Genomic DNA, 18,418 nt, shown 5'->3' on the forward strand with positions numbered 1-18,418 from the left:
TAAAAATAACACCCCCTAGAATTTCATCGGCTAAACCCGGGGGTTTTTCCAATGTCTATTCTAAGGGGTGCACTTCACACAGGCTAAAGAGTCTTATGGCTATACAGCCCTTATAGGTAAATCTTAGTGTCAGACACTTAAAATCCCCTCACAAGGAGTAGCGCCGAAAGCTCTGGCCAGCTCGGCCAGCTCCCTGTCCGTTATTCTCTGCCTGATATCCTTGCCGGCAATCAGCATATAGATCTGAGCAGCCTTCTCGATCGTTTCAATCAAACCAAATGCCTCGTCCAGCGTGCTCCCTGTTCCGAATATCCCGTGATGCGGCCATAACACGGCTCTGTGATGCTTCATTTTGTCCGCCGTCGCCCGGCCAATGTTATCTGAACCCGGTACCATCCAGGGGATAATGCCCACTCCCTCGGGAAACACGACAATGCACTCTGTACACATTTCCCACAGCGTTTTTGTGAATTTTTTCTCATGTAAATCATGCACAAAACTCATGGCAACTACATGGGTCGCATGATTATGAATGACTGCGCGGTGCTGCGGGTCCACCTTCAGGCGTTCGATATGGCTCATAAAATGGGAGGGCAGCTCGCTTGTCGGTACAGCCCCGCCCTGGAGTCCCCATAAAAGCTCGATCTGTTCCCCATCTGCTGTTACCCGCAATATGCCCAGATTGGCTTCCGGGTCACTTATCACATTCTTGAAGTATTTGCCCGAGCCTGTCACGATGAAATAAGTACCTGCCAGCTCATGCACCGGAAACGCAAGCTTGATCGTCCGCTGCACCTGATGAATATCGATATAAGTGGCAACCGTATCTTCGTCGAGAATGCAGCTGACATTGCCGCCGTTCCGTTCATCCCAGCCGAATCTCCACATAGCCCGGGTCAGCTCGGCCACTTCGCGGACAAACGGGATCTCAAGACCCGGGATGGCGGCTTCACCTGTATGAATACCTAAAGTGCTCATGAACTCCACTCCTTGATCACAGTGTAATTTAACAAATGGCTTTTGTTCATCACTGTTTGCATCTTTAGCGTACTGCCAGATGTGGATAGAGTCAATGTATTTATTTTGTTTGTGTTGTTTTATTTTTGTTTGTGACTATTTGTTGAAAAAGGGACCCCGAATTTCAATATTATTATTTTTGAGCAGTAGAAATTCGGGATCGAAGGCGAACGCTCCGCTTTTCCGGAATTGCTTCGTTCTCTCCGCTGCTGCGTGCATATTCCTACATAAACCATGTCATCCTTCGGAGCTGCCAGCAGCCAGTTCCCCCTTCACTGCCGGGGTTGCTGTTTTTACAGCCGCCTGCTGGACATCTGAAGCTGCGCCTCCGGAATCAGAGGCTGCGGATGTCATGATATCGATAACGGGATCTGCTCCGGTGATCTCGAACCGGATTCTATACATGGGGACACCTGTCAAATTCACTTTGCTTGTCATCACGGAACGAGCGGGCAGAATGAGCTGCTGTTGAATGGCGGGGAGCCGCTGCTTGCCATTTTCATCATTCTCTTCATTAAAAACAGACCATTTGATATTGGCGGCTTCAGCCTGATTCTCGTTGCAGAATCGGATTTCAAGCGGGTCGGGCAGGCTGCTGCCCGTGTTGAGAATCGGACCGCTAGTGTACACAGGCATATCCTCTACCTCCTGCTCCCGTAAGAACTTGGCATGACTTGCTCATAAGGCAATTTTTCTAATATATTCTGATGCTTGACAAGGTGCATGGACTTTACTATCGGCTCGATTGAAACAGGGTTCCTACCCCTCCGCTCTGTCAACTGTCAACACTCCGGCTTGGGGATTCCATGTCATTTTTACTCCAAGCCCCTTTTCCAGCAGCTGATAGGGCACCATTACCGCGCCCGTAACTGCTGTTACCGGTTCAGGCAGCGCAGCTTGCTTCGTGCCTGTCTGGAATAAACTCTGATTCATCATGAAAGTAACTGTTCGGCCATTGCTGCCAATCTGATATGACCCGCTTCCATCTTCGTCCCGTAGCATGGAGAATTCTGCTCCCAGCGCTTGGGATAATGGCTTGGCCGGGACCAGCACGCCGAAATCCGTGACGATGGCCGGAAATATCGAATCAAATCGCTGACCGTTGATCATTATGTCCACCGCCTGGCGTGCGGGAGCCGGGCGGTAGGCCATACCGCCCTCCGAAGTAGGCGGCCCGCCGGTTTCATAATACTTGTCTCCGCCCCATCCCCAGACTCTTCCATCTTTCGTGATCGCGAGGTTATGATGAGAGCCTGCGCCGATGGCGGTTACACCCAAAAGTCCGGCGACTTTCCCCTGTTTCCCCGTTACCGTCGATCCGAAGCTGAACACATCGCCTTGAGCAGTTAATAATAGTACATAACCATCTCCTGCACGTACGCTCTGTATCGTCAGCTCACTGTGATAACTCTTTGCTTTCCCGCTACCGCTTAATGTCCATAGCTTCCCCTTTGAATCCAAAGCGTAAAGTTGATCATTATTGGCGGAAACCTGTTTGATTTTGCTAAAACCCATTATCTTGACAGGATGCAGGGAAACAGCCCCATCCGTATTGCTTGGGGCGGACGGCTCTCTCCACTTCCACAGACTTCCGTCCGACTTGACGGCATAAGCATTTCTCCCATCCGCAGCAACCTGAACCACATTGCTCAACCCAGGAACGGGCGCAGGCTTGCGAGCATCTTGGGCCAATGCTTCATTGCGGTATCGTCCCCACGACCACACTGTCCCATCCTCTAACAATGCGACACCAAAGTCTTCGCCAGCAGCTGCTGTGGCTGCACTGGAAACTCCATCAACCTGCCGGGGAAGCAGGGAATGCACCTGCTGATCTGCATATCCGTCCGCTGCTCCCCACTGCCAGACGGTTCCATCCGATTTCACGACAAGATTATGGCCGCTGCCGTATACACTCAACGAGCGAATATCAGACAAGCGTCCAACTCTCACAGGAGCTTCAATACGCCGAAGGTTGACCGTTTCCTGCAGCCCCAGCTCGCCCCACAGGTTCCGCCCCCATATCCAGACCGATCCGTCATTTCTAAGCGCGGCCGTATAATACCTTCCTCCTTCAACCTGAATAAACCGTTTGCCGCCACCCTCTACCTGTGCAGCTAAAGTGAAATGCGGAGCCATAATCGCCGCAAATATCAATAGAAGGGTTAAAGCCAAAACAACCCTGCGCCATCTACGAGTCAAACCCAATACGACTCATCTCCTTCTATAATTTTGTCATTCGCATCTCATCATAAAGTTCTTCCTCCAGCAGTGTTCACCTCCCAATTCAACAAAAAAAAGCAATAGGCTGCCAGTTGGCAGTCCATCGCTTTAATAGAGGACCATGTTATCTTCATACTCGACTTAGGCTTTTACTTCCCGCAGGGGTGCCTCGCCGGAACCAGATATGTTGGCCTTTCCGTTTTTATTCTGGTATTTGGCCCAATAAGCCGTCAAGATCGGCACCAGGATAGAAGTGACGATTACGCAGGCCGCTACCAGCGCGGTCGCGGATTGGGCCACAGGCAGAAATTCAGGCTTCATGTTGGCCACGATAACCGGGTTCGCCACGGCCGCGCCTGCCGTACTGGAAGCCGCAAGGCCCGCAGTGCCGTTGCCGCCGCCAATGTATTTATCAGCCAGCATGAGCGGAATGCCTGTAATGATAATGACCGCAATGCCCAGCAGAATCCCGAGCAGCCCTGTCTGCAGGATTACTCCCAGATCGATGGTGCAGCCAAGCGCAAAGCCGAAGAAAGGAATCAGCGTATGCGTCGCTTTTCCAAAAAATTCACGCAAATCATGATCCAGGTTGCCCAGCAGAAAACCGATCAGAAACGGCAGCACTGCTCCCACAAAGGTCTGCGGCTCAAATACCGCGAGCCCGGTGCTGCCCAAAATCAGCATTGTAACCAGCGGTCCGGATTCCAGCGACATCAGCACAAACGCGCCCGCTTCCTCCTTGGAGCCATACTGCTGCATAATGGAAGCATATAAGCCGCCGTTGGTCATATCCATGGCCGCTACCAGCGCCAGCACAGACAGCCCTGCAAAAAATCCGGTCTGAATGCCTCCCCCCGGCAGAAAGGTGGAGGCGATCATCGCCACAACCCAGGCGACAGCGATTTTGGTCAATACGAGCGTACCCGATTTTCTGAGCACCGTGCCTGTCGCGCGGACATCGATGGACGCCCCCATGCAGAAAAACCATACGGCCAGAATCGGCACCGTGCCTGTCATCAGCCCGTTGGTAAATGATCCGAAATATTCTCCTGCACCGGCCCAAAATGTATGCACGATGGCACCGATGAACAGGGGAACCAGCATCATTCCGCCAGGAATTTTCTCAATGCTTTGTTTGATTTTCATCATTACCATACCTTTCTTTTTGCCGTCGCATAAATTAAAGCGCTCTCATTTTCGGCTCAATCCAAGCTCAGGGATCAGCTTCCCTAACGTATCATGATTTTCTTTCAATTGGCGGCCGAAACCTGCGCCGTCTTTCACCAGCAATCCCAATCCATTCTCTTTCATTTGTTCCTTGAATTCCGGGTCTTCGGCCGCATTCATAAAAGCTTGCGCCAGCACATCTGTAACATCATCGGGTGTGCCCTTCGGAACCGCGAGTCCTCGCCAGGTTCCCGCAAAGGTGACATCCAATCCGGTGGCCTCCTTCAGAGTCGGAACCCCTGGAAGCGCTTCCGAAGGAGCGGTATCATTAATAGCCAGCGTGCGCAGCTTTCCCTGCTGCACGTAGTTTTTCACTTCGGCCGGGCTTACAGGCACCGCATCCACAAACCCGCTCAGGAGCGCCGATACGGCTGGCCCCGCTCCCTCATACGGAATATGCGTGAACGTAAGACCGCTTTCTTTTTCCAACGTCGCCGCAGCCAGATGCCATATGCTTCCTGTCCCCGCATTGCCCATCTTGACTTCACCGGGACGGGTTTTCGCGTAGTCCAGAAATTCGGCCGCCGTCTTCCACGGCGCGTCCGCCCGCACGGTGATGGCGGAAGGATCGTGATTGATCTGCGCAATCGGCTTGAATTGCTCATAGGTAATCGGAAGCAGCCCGAGATGGGGCAGGATCGTCAGCTCCGTTACCATGCAGGTGACGGTATAACCGTCCGCTTTGGCATCCGCGCCTTCCATTAATCCGATGGCGCCTCCTCCCCCTGTCCGGTTCACGACCACAACCGGCTGGCCGAGACGCTTTTCCGCCGCTTTAGCAAGCGCTCTTGCCATGATATCGGTTCCGCCGCCGGCAGCATACGGGACGACCAGTGTGACCGGTTTGTTGGGAAAAGCAGCCGTACTACGTTGCTCCGCCTTCAAAGTCCAAGCGTTCCCTTGAAAGGTTAAGAACCATACTCCCGCCAGTACTACAGCCGCTGCTGCGAGTGCAGTCCAGCTCCTCCATCCTCTGCTTTTCACGTCATCCCTCTTTTCTTCACATATGCGGCCGTCATCCGGCTTGACCCTCTAATCTCTCCGGTCCTCCGGTACCCGTCCTTCTTCACCCCCCGTGCTTGTTCTGAGTGTGACAGCTGGCTTCGTCATATGAGCAGCATTTCACAGCCTCAGTGTAATCCAGGGCGCGGGGGTTATCCATCGTTCAATCTGCTTAAGTATCTTCAAAAATGCCGGAGTGGCGCGGTTTTGGCAGATCTGCATACCTGCTGGAAGATTTGCTGCTTTCCCGGAATTTGCCCGGGGTTACCGCTTTGATTTTACGAAATACTCGGATAAAGCTGTTTTCATTCTGATAGCCAACCATGCTGGCGATGCTGGAAATTTTGTGGTCACTTTCCGTCAGCAGCTCACATGCCTTCGCGATGCGCAAATGCGTGAGGTAGTCATATACGGTTGTTCCCGTTTCTTCTTTGAACATGCTGCTGACGGATGACACACTCATCCCGACATGTCCGGCGATATCCTGCAAGCCGATATTCTCCTGCATATGCTCTTCCATGTACTGAATCATGTCCTGTACCCGTTTGTATTCCCTTGTATGGCTGTGAACCTGAATCTGCTCCGCGATTTTGACGGTAACCTGGCACAGCAATTGCTCAATGTCCGTCAGGTCCATCGTCTGCACCTGACTCCAGTTATAGTTGTTAATTTCCTCAGGAGGATCCATGCTGCGGGCGGCGGTCATGTCCAGAATTTCCTCCAAAATATGATCCGCAGCCCTGTATACCTGCTCTGGTTCAACACCATGCTCACGGATGAGAGACGCCCATTTCACCACCGCGGCCGCGTTCGCGCCGCCGTCACCGTTCTGCAGACCCTGAATGATCTCGGCGGACCAAACCTCCTCCATGTCGGCTTTCATATGTTTATCCCAAGCCGCATGCGCGTGCACCCGCCCGTAGCCTTCGTACAGCCGGTAAGTCAAAATTTTGCGTGCAGCGGCATGGGACTGCTCCAAAGCGGAAATATCCTGCACCTCCGGACCGATGCCTGCGGAGACGGACATATTCAGATGTCTGCTCACAATTTCAATCAGCTTCTCCGCGTCCAGCCGCAGTTCCCCGGCATCGGCCGCTTCGTCCTTGGGCTGCAGCAGCACCACAAAGCTGTCCTTCTTCGCTGTGACACATACCATCCGCCACGCCGGAGCAAGAACCTCTTCCATAATATTTTGCAGGGCATATTTAAGCAGCATCCTGTCTTCCTCCATAAAAGAAGCCGCCCACTGCCAGTACCGGTCAATGGACACCACCATGACGGTCAGGGAATCTGCGCTCCAATCATGGAAATAGTGGCTCCATTTCGTGCGGACCTCCTTGATGCCAATACAGCGGTTCAGAATATCCTGGATATATTTGCTCCTCAGCTCGGGCAAACTTCTTTCCGCCACGAATGTTCTGCGCTGGTATTCCCCTACCCATTTGCCGATCACGGGCTCAAGATCAAACAAGCTGCCCTGCGAGCTGCCGCCGGAAGCCGGATTTAACAGCTGATGAATTCTGCGCAAGGGCCGGAAAGCCGCATAATTATAGTAGTAAATAGCCGAACAGCCCACGATGATCGAGACGAGGGACAGGAACAGCATCATGTTTCTGGCCAGCTTGACGTTTTTGAGCATATGGTCCATGGGCACCAGAGACACCAGCCTCCAGCCGGTCACGTCCGAGAAGGTCTGGTTGGCCATATATTCCTGGCCCTGTACTTTTACATAGCTGAACGGTCTGACATCAAGCTCATCAATAACCGCGTCCATATCGGATGGCCGAACGCCTGTGTTCAGCTTCGGGTAGATCAGTTCGCCGTCCAGGTTATATACATACTGCTGGCTGGACAGGTGTGTATACATTTGCGAGAAAAACAGATCGTAATCCAGATTGACGATAACCGCTCCCGCCGCCTTGCCGTCCGCCATCACGGGTCTGACAATGCTCAGCAGTTCGGTGCTGCTGTCCCCCATCTCTGAGCCAAGCCATCTCCGCTTGATCAGCAGCGGACGTTTCTCAATCTCCTGAATCCATGCAGTCCAGGCAGAGTCCTGCGCTTCCTCCCATTTCGCCAAGTAGCCAAAATCACTGGAGACCACGGATTTATGGGCAAAATCGGCCACTGCAACTGATTGCACCTTTTTATCCGCTGCAGCACTTGCCAGCAGCTGCTGTACCTCAGCAGCCTCGGCCCGCTGCCTGGATACTGGAGCATTCAGATATGACATCATTTCCGTACGATACGACAAATCCACCGCTTTCTCGTCCGCCTCCCGGAAGGCACGGTTCGTCACATCCATATTGATTTGCAGCAGCTCCACGTTAGGCGCATTCAGCTCGGTATCCAGCCCCTCCCGGTAGCGGACGTACGACCCCAGCCCAATCAGTGTAATCAGCAGGGATACGGATAACGTGAGCAGCAGAATCAGCCTTGTCTGTTTGTTTTTCAACATATATCTGAATTTAAAACGAATCATGCATCCTTCATCCTTCCATTCCGGCAATCTCGCAAAAGCGCCGGCATTCAGCGCCTGTATTGTCCAATATATGAATTCGCTTTCTTGCAAGAAAATGGATATCTTTATCTATTGTAGCTAATTTTCAACTGAATTGCAGTGCCGTTTTTTACACATGGTTGGAAAACAAAAAGACGGCAGACAACGCTGCCGCTTTTTAGAGGTAGTTCAAAAAGTGTGGAAGGGAATCTATCATTTTTTATCGACCAGCAGCATATGCACCGGCTTTAACGACATGGCAGGACGGATCGCTTCCTCCGAAATGACCTTCAGCTTAAGCAGGCTTGAGATTTTCGCCGGATCCGCTTTGGACAGCAGACGCCAAACCGTGGGATCAGACAGCGCCTCGTACAGCTTGTCGTCATCATATTCCCTATGGTTCTTCTGCACCAGTTTCAGTGTATATCCGCCTGACTCGAACTCGCTGATTCCATGGTCTTTGCAGTATGCGGTAATTTCCTCGCGCAGGGCCGCCAGCTCCTTCTCCGTCTCCTTCTGCCGCTGCTTCAGCAGATAATATCGCTTCACGTTTATATCCATCCTCTCCCCTCCTCTGCTATGTATGTATGCTGCCGGGCATTTTTTTAGGACAGACGTTAAAGCGGGCACAGAGGAACTTTTATACATATCATTTTCTATTCCGCTTGTCTTTGGGATAAATTAACTTGGTTTAAATTACTATATTCTATTACATTCTCCATATATTGATGAAATTATAAACATCTTTTATACTTCTTATATCCGGGGATTGAGGAGGAGAAACATTTGGACGAGAGCAACCGTTCCGGAATCGAAGATCTGGACACCCTTGTAAACATGCTGAAGATGGCCTTTGCATTTGAAAATTGGGACAAGATCATAGAGCTGTCCGAAGACTTGCTCTCCCTTGTTTCTCTTAACGGAAACGGCACATTGAAGTCGAACCGTACAAGGTCATTAGTGTATTACTACGGTTACGGTCATATGATGAAAGGCCAGGCTCTGACAAAGCTGCGGCAGTACGATCGAGCCAGGGCGTGCATTGCGGAATATGCCGAGCTGGACAGGTACGGTAATCTTGACGAACACGATCTTGAAGAAGTGGAATACTATCGTTTCATGGCTACAGCCCATCTGTTTGAAATCAACATGCTTTCCGGACATACAGAGGTGCTTGGCGATTACGTCAGCTTTTTGCAGGAAAATCCTTTTGAGGTACTGCCCGGTCTGACTACGATTGTGGAGGCCGCTCATGAGCACGGATTGAACGTTGACTCCATTCTGGAGCAATTCTCCGCACAGATACGGGAATTCGGAAATACGGAAGAAGCGGCGGATCTGACCGCTTACCATTTCTTTCTGCTGGAACTGGCCAACTACCAAATCAGTCGAGATGAACAAGGTGCCGCGGCGGAAAACATTTTAACCGTTCTGGAAGCTGCCGAGAACATGGAGAATCAGAGCAACTTCAGAAAATGCGCCGCCCTGTTCGAGCTTATTCGTGACTCGGCATCCCCGGCGCAGAAGGAGCGTTACAGAGGCATGATGCGGGCAGTTGTAGAAAAAGAGCTGTAACCAAATAGGCTGGCGTCTCTGGAGGACGACGCCAGCTTTGTTTTGTTATAAATCATACACTGACATATAGTTCTATAAGACCAATTTCTTGTTCACAACGAAGTATGTACAACATTATCTTGCTTGGTTCCGCTGTTAAACAACAAGGAATATGAGGAGACAATTCAGTTTTCTGCAGTGCACTCTACCATATTTTGATTTAAAAACTTCAATAAATCGTTATTCAACCGCACAATTTCATTGTTTGCGCTGCTCGCATAATCCGGCAACATCATCTCCTTAACCATTTTAGTCCGGAGCCATATCATAAAGAAAAAATCCAAAATCAAATCAGGGAATTTAAGCACAATTTTGAGTGCAGATGGATTAATAGCAATGCCAGCTTTTTGGATTGCCTTTAAATACGTTTTTAAAGTGATTGTTATTTTATGTGCCGTTTTTCTGGTTTTAGCTGTTTTTTCATCAATGATCTTATCTGCAGCATGTAAAACACTAAGCATGGCAATGTCCGATACTGAATGTGTGATTAGATAAGCTTTCATATCCTTATTAATTGCGTAGGGAAGTTTTGCTGTTTCAAATAATTTTGCGAGGTTTTCTGCACGTTCTGTCACTAAACCATTAATTTCTCCAAACATAGTAGCCACTAGAACCTTTGGTGGAAACCGGGCATACAAAACTCCATCTTTAATCTGTCCGCCGGCGCCGGGGAAAGCTGGTAAAAGTCTATCTCCAACAATATCCAGCCACGAAGAAAATCCAATTGAATTGCTGATCATCGTAACAATATTTTTGCTTTGATTGTCTTTTAATGCTAACAACGCTGATTCGGATCGATCGTAACGAACTGTAACGAAAATAAAATCATATACATCATCATTTTCAAGCGTATCAATGACATTTACTTTTATAGATTTAACCGCACCTTTTTCATAATATAGAAGGCCATTTTCTTTTAATGTTGTAAATCTATTAGAACGCGCAAACAGATTGACGTCAATTCCTGCTTCAATGAATTTGATTGCGTATGCGCTGCCTATAACACCTGCACCAAAAATTAAAACTCTATTTTGTTTTGCGGACATAAAACCACCCCTATTTTTCAACATTCCTTTCAATCATCAGACAACGTGTTGTATAATGCGATCATAGGTCTTTAGTATTCCTTTATCAACCATCAGTTTTTTATTATTTGTCGGATGATATTCTTGTTCGAATAGGAGTATAAAATGAAAAAGCAGCCAGAAATAACCGAGAAAACAAAACAAATTTTTATAGATGTTTTTTGTAAGTTATACAGCCAAAAGCCGGATTGAAAAAATCTCCATTCAAGAAATTGCGAATAAGTCAGGATATAACCGCAGTACATTTTATCAGTACTTTTCTGATATTTACGAACTGTTAGACTTTGTTGAAACTAATTTATTGAACTATATAAAAGAAGAATTGGCGAATAAAGAGTTATCGATGGACACGGTTCAAAATGCGCTCCATTGTTTGGACAAAAGGGAGTATCTCTCGATTCTCAGTGCCCTCCTGGGCGATTATGGAAGCACTCGTTTTTTAAATCGCTTAAAAAGAGAAATCACCTTGAATAGATTGGAATTAAACTTTCCGCAAAACCAGTCCATAACGCCGTACTTGATTGAGTTTTACCTCTCAACATCCCTTTCTTTATTTCGGCTTTGGCTCCAGCGGCAAAAGGATTTATCGTCAGAAGAATTTTTCAAGTTAGTGGACAACCTGTATACAAAGGGGATTACGCCCTATTCTAAATAATAAATCTCCCATTTAGACCCAATCATGGTTTAGTACAATAAGGACTTCCTTCCTATATGCCTAGCATTTTTAACGGGACATCATTTTCCATGCTACAATACTACCGAATCCATCATGCAAAGGCGGTAGTTTCATTGATTTATTTCATCAAATTCGTTTACAGCTTCGTCCTGCCTCCCGGGCTGTTCATACTGCTGCTGCTGGCGCTTGCGGTATGGCTGTGGCGATGGAGGCGGGAGGGTAAAGCGGCGTCGGTTCTGCTGGGGATCACGCTACTCTTTTATTTATCTTCCACTAATTTGGTAGGAGACGCGTTGATTGCCGGACTGGAAGATGATTATCCGCAGCCTTCCGCCGTGCAGGGCGACGTCATCGTCGTCCTTGGCGGAGGCGCCGCCTCCGGGACACCGGATGTGGATGGGACAGGCAATATGTACGGATCGGCGGCCAACCGGCTTATTACCGCCGTGCGGCTGCATGAACAGACAGGGCTGCCCATTTTGTTCTCAGGGGGCCAGGTTTTTGCGGACAGCGGCAATGAAGGGGATATCGCCCGCCGGCAGCTGCTGGGAATGGGCATCCCGGACAGCAGTATTTTAATAGAGAACCGGTCGCTCAATACAGAGCAGAATGCGCAGAATACGGCAGCTCTTTTGCGGGAGAAAGGGTTGTCCCGGCCTGTGCTCGTCACCTCCGGCTTCCATATGACCCGGGCGGTTCTGCAGTTTGAGAAGGCGGGCGTTGCCGTGCAGCCGTATCCGACTGATTATCTGGTCAGCAGGCCGATGAGGATGTACACCGGAAGATTGTCCCCCTCTGCAGGGGCGGTATCCAGTACGGGACTTGCGTTGAAGGAGTATCTGGGGATATTGGTAACCAGGCTGAAGTAGCGGGAAAGCGAATAATGTAAAACCTCGTTCCAAGTACAGGACAGCTGTCCACGTACAGAGAACGAGGTTTTTGCCATTCAACCGAGCAGTTCCGCCGCTGCCGCCGGTTTGATTTTCTGCTCAAATCCGTGCTGCAGCAGCTGGGTAATGACACCCGGAATTCCGGAGCCAACCTTGATGCCATTGATGATCGTGACCGGCATCACTTCCTTGGTCGTGCTGGTCACGAACACTTCATCGGCATCCATCAACTCTTCAAGGGTAAAGCCTGTCGTCCGGTACGGAATACCGCTCTGCTTGGCCAGCCGTTCTACCACCTGCTTGGTAATTCCATCCAGAATCAATGGACCGTTCGGATGTGTAATAATTACGCCTTTCTTGACCATCATCACATTGGAAGAGGTGCATTCCGTAACCCGTCCGTCACGGACCAGAATGGCCTCTTCCGCTCCTGCATCGGCCGCCTCCTGCCGCGCCAGCGTATTGGCCAGCAGATTCAGGGATTTAATATGACATTTGTGCCATCTTTCATCATCGAGTGTAATCGTGGCTATGCCTTTTTTCAGCTGCTCGACAGGGCGCGCAACCTCTTCGCAGTATCCGAGCATAACCGGCTCGACGGATTCGGGGAGCAAATGCGACCGCTTCGCCGCCCCCCGCGTAATCTGCAGATACAAAATTCCATCTTTCTTCCCGAATGTTTCGGTGAGGGAGTCCACCATGCCGGACAGCTCTGCTTCGCTCCAGGGCAGCGTGATTCTTACTTCGCGCAGGCTTTGGAACAATCTGTTCAGATGCGCCTGCTTCTCGAACAACTTGCCACCATAAATTCGGAATACTTCATAAATACCGTCACCGAAATAGTAGCCGCGGTCCAGGTAAGAGACCTGAATTTCATCTTCCTGTACGAGTCGTCCGTTCCATAAAAACATGATCTCCACTCCTGTCATAGTGAATTTGATTGGCATAAGAGGCCGCTTACACTTTGGCGGTTCATCGCAGTGGGCATTCAAATACAACCTTGCCGAAGTATGCATTTGTTGTATTTTAACTTATTTAATGATTTTTACACTTCACCGTCAACTGTTAATTTTAGATAAACGCTGCCAGCTAAGGATTGAATGAAAACCATACAACCGTATCACCTGCGAAAGGCAGGACTTTTTTACAGTGCCGGACTGCCTGCCACTGCCATACTGTGTTACAATGCAGAAGTAGCTGACAGCCACATTTAACGGCCTTCCGAGAGAAGTCCCCTTCCTCTGCAGGTAGGGGATGAATCTCGGTTAGGCGAAGCCTAAATGCACTTGTCTATTGTATAAGGCTCGTGCTTTCCTAGTCGAATGTTTGTGTGGTATGATGGGAATATATGTTCTTGTTAAGGCGGTGACCCTTCGTGCAAATCACGTACCAATTTCGCCTCTATCCGACCCCCGAACAGGAAGAACTCATGATTCGAACGTTGAACTTGTGCCGGAAGCTGTACAATCGGGCGAAGGAGCAACGGGATACCGTCTACAACCAAGAGGGCAAAACCGTCACCTACGCCATGCAGCAGAATGAATTGCCCGCCTTTAAGAAGGAATTTCCCGAATATAGAGAAGTTCATTCGCAAGTGTTACAAGATTGCCTGCGGCGTTTGGATGATGCCTATCAGCGATTCTTTCGCGGCGATGCGGGCTTTCCCCACTATAAGTCAGCCGACCGATATCTCTCCTTTACATACCCCCAGCCTGGTGCGGTAAGTAAGACCTTCGCCCGGGATGGATATGTCTATCTGTCCAAAATCGGCTTTGTCCGCCTGCGTACACATCGTCCGTTCGACCGGACGAATGTGACCCAAATCAACGTAAAGCGGCATGCAGACGGATGGATGGTGGGGATCGGTGTGAACATAGAGGCAGCGGAAGTCGGCCAGACGATGGAAGCAGCCGTGGGCATCGACGTCGGGCTACGCACGTTTGCGGCACTGTCTGATGAGACGAAAGTGGACAACCCACGTCATCTGCGAAGAGCGGAGAAGCGGCTCAGACGCGCCCAGCGGCGGCTATCCCGTAAAGCGCGCGGTTCCCGCAACCGGCAGAAGGCCAAACAGAAAGTCGCGAGCATCCATCAGAAAGTGGCGCGGCAGCGAAAAGATTTCTTGCACAAACAATCGTACCGCATCGTTCAGAGACATGACCTGATTGCGGTGGAGCAGCTGAAAGTGAAGAACATGATCCGCAATCGCCGACTGTCCAAAAGCATCTCGGATGCCGGATGGCGAAGGTTCATCACGTATCTGTCGTATAAAGCTGCAAAACAGGGGAAGCGACTCGTACAAGTGCCCGCCCACGGCACATCGCAAACCTGCATCTGCGGTGCGGATGTTCCCAAAACGTTGGCGATCCGGCTTCATGAATGCGAAGCATGCGGACTGGTGCAGGACAGAGACATCGTTTCGGCCCAGGTCATTTTGCAGCGGGCTTTGAATATCGTAGCGTGATGTACCGAATACCGTAGGGAGGGTTTGCCCCGAACGGGATGCGTACCGCATCGAACGCTTGTGGAGATCCAGTCAGACCTTTCCTACAGAGAGGCAGCGATCGTCGAAACAAGAAGCCCCCGCCTCTTCAGGCGGTGGGAACATTCACGTCCATTAAAAACCAGGAGTTGTACTCAAATGCGCAAAAAAATTGTAGCCATCGATATGGACGATACGATCTGCCACCTTGTTCCAAGAGCGATTCATTATCACAATTTGCTGTACCCTGATCTGCCGCTGACGATGGAGCAAATGATCAGCTTTGACATGACAGGCATTTGGCATCCGCAGTGCACTGAGGATATCTTCTTCGGAAGACCAGGCCTTTATGAAGAACTGGAAATTTTCGATGAGCATACCGTAGAGGAAGTTAGAAAGATTGCCTCAGACCATGAAGTCATTATCGTAACGGCGGCCAGACCGTCCTCTGTGGCAGAAAAATGGAACTGGCTGCAGCGTTGGATGCCGTTCATTCCGTTTGAGAACTTTTTCGTGGCCAAGAGGAAGTACTTGCTGAACTTTGACCTGCTCATTGATGACGGTCCGCATAACCTTCTTCCGGCTAAAGCAGCCGGCAAACAGACCATCGGCATCCCCCGCCCCTGGAACAAGCATATCCAGGAGCAATTTATAATGAAGGATGCCTGGCAAGGTATGAGCGATCTAGTCAATCGGTTGCTGACAGGGCAGACAAGTCAGGGCTGAATAAATGGCATTTTTAAAGTATACATTATTGCGGGCAGCTGCCTGCATACCGATGGAAGCGGATAAAGCGCCATGTTGGCCGCATCAACCATGCCTTCGGCATGAAAGCTGTATCCAAAGTCACCCTGAGTCCAAAAACGGATAAACTGCTCTATTTTAGAGCTTTCCTGGCGCTTGTCCAGGCCATATTGAACCATATGCCTGTCCATGGTTTCCTCATCAATCACGACCGGATCTGCCGATACCTGTTGCGGAATACATAAGGTGATGAATAGCAGGATCATTACAAGTCGGCTTGTTTGTTTCAGCATAATCTCCCCGCTTTCGCTGGAATGTCATGTCAAATTTGCTAGATTGCCCGCATCGTCATATAATCAGCTTTAAGCAATCTTTTTTGCATTACCGAAACTACATAGGAGGACCGATATGTTATTGCTAGTTTCTGCCATGCTGTCTTGTTTGCTGGTCGTACTGCTGATCCCTCCCCTTCGTAAATTGGCCATCAAAATTGATTTTGTTGACAAACCTCGTCCTGATCTGGAGCGGAAAATCCACCGTGAACCGATACCGCTTACAGCCGGAATTGCCATCTTTGTCGGTTTTTTTGCCACCTATTTCATTTTTGCCGGCTTTACAGGTGCCGGGCTGACCGGAAAGTCGGCAGCCATTTTTTGCGGAAGCCTGCTCATTCTCGGCATCGGCATGCTGGATGACTGGTACAAAACCCGTGGAAAAGAGCTTGCCTCCCTGCCGAAAATGATCGTTCAGGTGGCTGCTGCACTTATTGTTTATTCTTCAGGCATTGCTTTTGAAGGCTTCAACAATCCATTCAACGGACATTATATCAACCTCCCGGAATGGCTTCAGCTAATCCTGACCATTTTGTGGATTTTCGGCGTGACAACGGTCATTAATTTTTCCGACGGGATTGACGGCTTGGCCGGCGGCCTGTCCGCCATCTCAGGGGGTACGCTCTTTATTGTAGCCCTGACCATGGGACAAAGCGAGTCGGCGCTGATGTCGGTCATTCTCGTTGGTTCCGCAATCGGCTATCTCCGATATAATAAGCCGCCGGCGCGTGTATTCATGGGAGACGCGGGGGCCACCTTCCTTGGCTTTATGCTGGGAATTATCGCTTTGGACGGAGCTTTCAAAGGGGCCACGCTCGCTTCCTTGTTCATCCCGATCTTTGCTCTGGGCGTCCCGATACTGGACAATGTCATCGTGGTCATCCGCAGACTGATCCAGCAAAAACCAATCTATAAAGCCGATGCCTCTCAGGCTCACTACCGGCTGCTTGCTACAGGACTGAATCAGACCCAGACGCTTGTTTTCCTCTGTCTGCTCAATGTTTGCTTCGGGCTGACCGCCATTATTCTTGCACTTCAATCAGATATGTAGCTTCACCCTAATCATTGATCCACCTTTACCGGTGGATCAAATTTTTAAACTCCCGAAATAAAAGAATGCTCTGAGCTGTTAAAAAACATTTGACCAACTTGAAATAAATGGTTATATTTGTAACATAATAGCAATTTTATCAGGGGTGGTTTATTTGAACGATACAACCACGATTCGCTCCGAATTGGAGGATTATATAAAACAGCATAACCTGAACATTACCCAATTCAGCAAATTGGCAGGTTTAAACCCAGGTACAATGAGCGCCATTTTGAACGGAAACCGGGTGATGGCTGTCAATCAGCTGGACCGGATTACCGCAACGCTGACCCTGCCCGACGGTTATTTTTATGAACAATATATAGAGGAGTATTTAAATGAGGCTTCTCCAAACTGGCGCAGAATCAGACCTTTTTTATACCGCTGTTCCGAGCTGGGCAAGCTTGAGTGCATCCGGCAGGTTTTGGAGTTGTTAATGGACAATTTGCTTTATTCCCCCTTGCTGTTTGAAACGGCAGAGGTGTTTTTTCAGGAAGGCAAAAAGAAAGCAGCCATCCTTTTATTTGAATGCGTGGCCGCGAACGAGCGAAGCCAGTATTCGGAGCGGCTTGCTTTTTGCCAGTACCGTCTGTTCACTCTTAAATTGGGGGACGACCAGGAACAGAATTTATTGGTTGCCCATCAGTTTGAGCCATACGTGGATCGTCTTGACGAAACGGATCAGCTGGATGCGCTGAAGGATTTGGTAAATACATACCGCTCTTTAAGGCAGTGGGATAAAGTAAAAGAGCTGGCACAGCAAATGGGACACAAGGCGCGGATTCAATACAAGCTGGAGCAGCGGCAGACGCGAAAGAGCAGCAGCGAAACTAAAAAAGCATCCAAACCATTATTTGTCTATATTGCTTATTCCAGCTTGTTACAGGCTGCTGTTTGTGATGCAAGAAAAGATTACAAGCAGGCGCTGCGTTTTACTTATGACTATGCGGATTTAAGCTGGGTGAAAGAAACGGACTCTGAATCTGTGCATTGGAAGGGCCTTTTTGAGCACTGGGCGCAGGTCAATACCTATGTAAACAAATTAATGATGGGGGATATCAGCATACTTCCCAAGTATGTGGAATATATTGAAGGTAAAAAAGAAATATTTGCAGAGCTCCTGAACATTGTGGAGGCAGCTAATCTTTACAATATGGATGTCGATCATATCCTTGACCAGTTTAGCGATGCCATCATGTCTTATGAGCAGCAGCCATCCTCAGGTGATGTCTATACCCGGCAGGTCATTCCCGAACAAGCCACACGCTTCTGGTATGAACTCGCCAAATATTACTTGAGAAACGGGCACTTCTCCAGCGGGTTCAGGTACTTGTTTAAAGCAATGGAAAAGTCTTCGGAAATTAATAATAAAACGGTCATTATTAATTGCGTAGGCTTGTATGAGCGCTTTAAAAACTTCGCTGTGGACGAAATCCAGCACCAGTACCAATTTTACATCAAAAAGGTGTGGGCAGAAAATGAAAAAAGCGATCCCATTGTCAGTAATTATTAGTCTTGTGTTTTTACTCTCCCCTTTAG

General features: G+C 49.3%; 17 protein-coding genes. 7 read left to right on the forward strand and 10 right to left on the reverse strand.

Annotated features, from left to right (window positions below):
* Positions 1-129: 129 nt before the first annotated feature.
* From rhaD to ACE5KN_RS12730, 7 genes are all read right to left on the reverse strand, one after another.
* A complete protein-coding gene (rhaD, locus tag ACE5KN_RS12700) occupies positions 130-978 on the reverse strand; it encodes a rhamnulose-1-phosphate aldolase (protein WP_375527837.1) in 849 nt (282 codons plus the stop codon).
* A 276-nt stretch (positions 979-1,254) separates the two neighbouring features.
* The gene (locus ACE5KN_RS12705; protein WP_375527838.1) at positions 1,255-1,653 is read right to left on the reverse strand and encodes a hypothetical protein; all 399 of its coding nucleotides are present in this window, start codon (positions 1,651-1,653) and stop codon (positions 1,255-1,257) included.
* 123 nt (positions 1,654-1,776) lie between these two features.
* Positions 1,777-3,222 carry a stalk domain-containing protein gene (locus ACE5KN_RS12710; RefSeq protein ID WP_375527839.1) on the reverse strand — a complete coding sequence of 482 codons (1,446 nt, stop codon included), beginning with the start codon at positions 3,220-3,222 and terminating at the stop codon, positions 1,777-1,779.
* Between the two features lie 156 nt (positions 3,223-3,378).
* Positions 3,379-4,383, reverse strand: coding sequence for a 2-keto-3-deoxygluconate transporter (gene kdgT / locus ACE5KN_RS12715; RefSeq protein ID WP_375527840.1), 1,005 nt, complete (start codon positions 4,381-4,383; stop codon positions 3,379-3,381).
* Between the two features lie 45 nt (positions 4,384-4,428).
* Positions 4,429-5,394: a tripartite tricarboxylate transporter substrate binding protein gene (locus tag ACE5KN_RS12720; protein ID WP_375527892.1), complete on the reverse strand. Its 966-nt coding sequence runs from the start codon at positions 5,392-5,394 to the stop codon at positions 4,429-4,431.
* Positions 5,395-5,638: 244 nt separating this feature from the next.
* On the reverse strand, positions 5,639-7,948 hold the full coding sequence (locus tag ACE5KN_RS12725; RefSeq protein ID WP_375527841.1) for a helix-turn-helix domain-containing protein: 2,310 nt from the start codon (positions 7,946-7,948) through the stop codon (positions 5,639-5,641).
* Between the two features lie 231 nt (positions 7,949-8,179).
* Complete coding sequence (locus ACE5KN_RS12730; protein ID WP_375527842.1) at positions 8,180-8,527, reverse strand: hypothetical protein; 348 nt, start codon at positions 8,525-8,527, stop codon at positions 8,180-8,182.
* 225 nt (positions 8,528-8,752) lie between these two features.
* Here ACE5KN_RS12730 and ACE5KN_RS12735 point away from each other — a divergent pair, with 225 nt between their 5' ends.
* Positions 8,753-9,541 (forward strand): DNA-binding protein, encoded by a 789-nt coding sequence (locus ACE5KN_RS12735; protein ID WP_375527843.1) that lies wholly within the window; start codon positions 8,753-8,755, stop codon positions 9,539-9,541.
* Between the two features lie 164 nt (positions 9,542-9,705).
* On the opposite strand, the gene ACE5KN_RS12740 is transcribed toward ACE5KN_RS12735, so the two are convergent.
* The gene (locus ACE5KN_RS12740) at positions 9,706-10,626 is read right to left on the reverse strand and encodes a ketopantoate reductase family protein (RefSeq protein WP_375527844.1); all 921 of its coding nucleotides are present in this window, start codon (positions 10,624-10,626) and stop codon (positions 9,706-9,708) included.
* A gap of 193 nt (positions 10,627-10,819) precedes the next feature.
* Here ACE5KN_RS12740 and ACE5KN_RS12745 point away from each other — a divergent pair, with 193 nt between their 5' ends.
* Positions 10,820-11,320: a TetR/AcrR family transcriptional regulator gene (locus ACE5KN_RS12745; RefSeq protein WP_375527845.1), complete on the forward strand. Its 501-nt coding sequence runs from the start codon at positions 10,820-10,822 to the stop codon at positions 11,318-11,320.
* A gap of 134 nt (positions 11,321-11,454) precedes the next feature.
* Positions 11,455-12,210: a YdcF family protein gene (locus ACE5KN_RS12750; protein ID WP_375527846.1), complete on the forward strand. Its 756-nt coding sequence runs from the start codon at positions 11,455-11,457 to the stop codon at positions 12,208-12,210.
* Between the two features lie 77 nt (positions 12,211-12,287).
* On the opposite strand, the gene dat is transcribed toward ACE5KN_RS12750, so the two are convergent.
* A complete protein-coding gene (dat, locus tag ACE5KN_RS12755) occupies positions 12,288-13,142 on the reverse strand; it encodes a D-amino-acid transaminase (protein WP_375527847.1) in 855 nt (284 codons plus the stop codon).
* 464 nt (positions 13,143-13,606) lie between these two features.
* Here dat and ACE5KN_RS12760 point away from each other — a divergent pair, with 464 nt between their 5' ends.
* Together ACE5KN_RS12760 and ACE5KN_RS12765 are read left to right on the forward strand one after the other, a co-directional pair.
* Entirely contained in the window at positions 13,607-14,695 is a 1,089-nt protein-coding gene (locus ACE5KN_RS12760) for an RNA-guided endonuclease InsQ/TnpB family protein (RefSeq protein WP_375527848.1), read from the forward strand.
* A 177-nt stretch (positions 14,696-14,872) separates the two neighbouring features.
* Positions 14,873-15,439: a 5' nucleotidase, NT5C type gene (locus ACE5KN_RS12765; RefSeq protein WP_375527849.1), complete on the forward strand. Its 567-nt coding sequence runs from the start codon at positions 14,873-14,875 to the stop codon at positions 15,437-15,439.
* Here ACE5KN_RS12765 and ACE5KN_RS12770 read toward each other — a convergent pair.
* Positions 15,430-15,723 (reverse strand): hypothetical protein, encoded by a 294-nt coding sequence (locus tag ACE5KN_RS12770; protein WP_375533083.1) that lies wholly within the window; start codon positions 15,721-15,723, stop codon positions 15,430-15,432. The two genes, ACE5KN_RS12765 and ACE5KN_RS12770, sit on opposite strands and share 10 nt — an antisense overlap.
* 142 nt (positions 15,724-15,865) lie before the next feature.
* On the opposite strand from ACE5KN_RS12770, the gene ACE5KN_RS12775 reads away from it, so the two are divergent.
* Both ACE5KN_RS12775 and ACE5KN_RS12780 read left to right on the forward strand, forming a co-directional pair.
* Positions 15,866-16,840: an MraY family glycosyltransferase gene (locus ACE5KN_RS12775; RefSeq protein WP_375527851.1), complete on the forward strand. Its 975-nt coding sequence runs from the start codon at positions 15,866-15,868 to the stop codon at positions 16,838-16,840.
* A 145-nt stretch (positions 16,841-16,985) separates the two neighbouring features.
* Positions 16,986-18,392, forward strand: a complete 1,407-nt coding sequence (locus ACE5KN_RS12780; protein WP_375527852.1) for a transcriptional regulator — start codon at positions 16,986-16,988, stop codon at positions 18,390-18,392.
* The last annotated feature ends 26 nt before the right edge of the window (positions 18,393-18,418 follow it).

The sequence above is a fragment of the Paenibacillus terreus genome, assembly GCF_042138595.1.
Taxonomy (GTDB): Bacteria; Bacillota; Bacilli; order Paenibacillales; family Paenibacillaceae; genus Paenibacillus; species Paenibacillus terreus.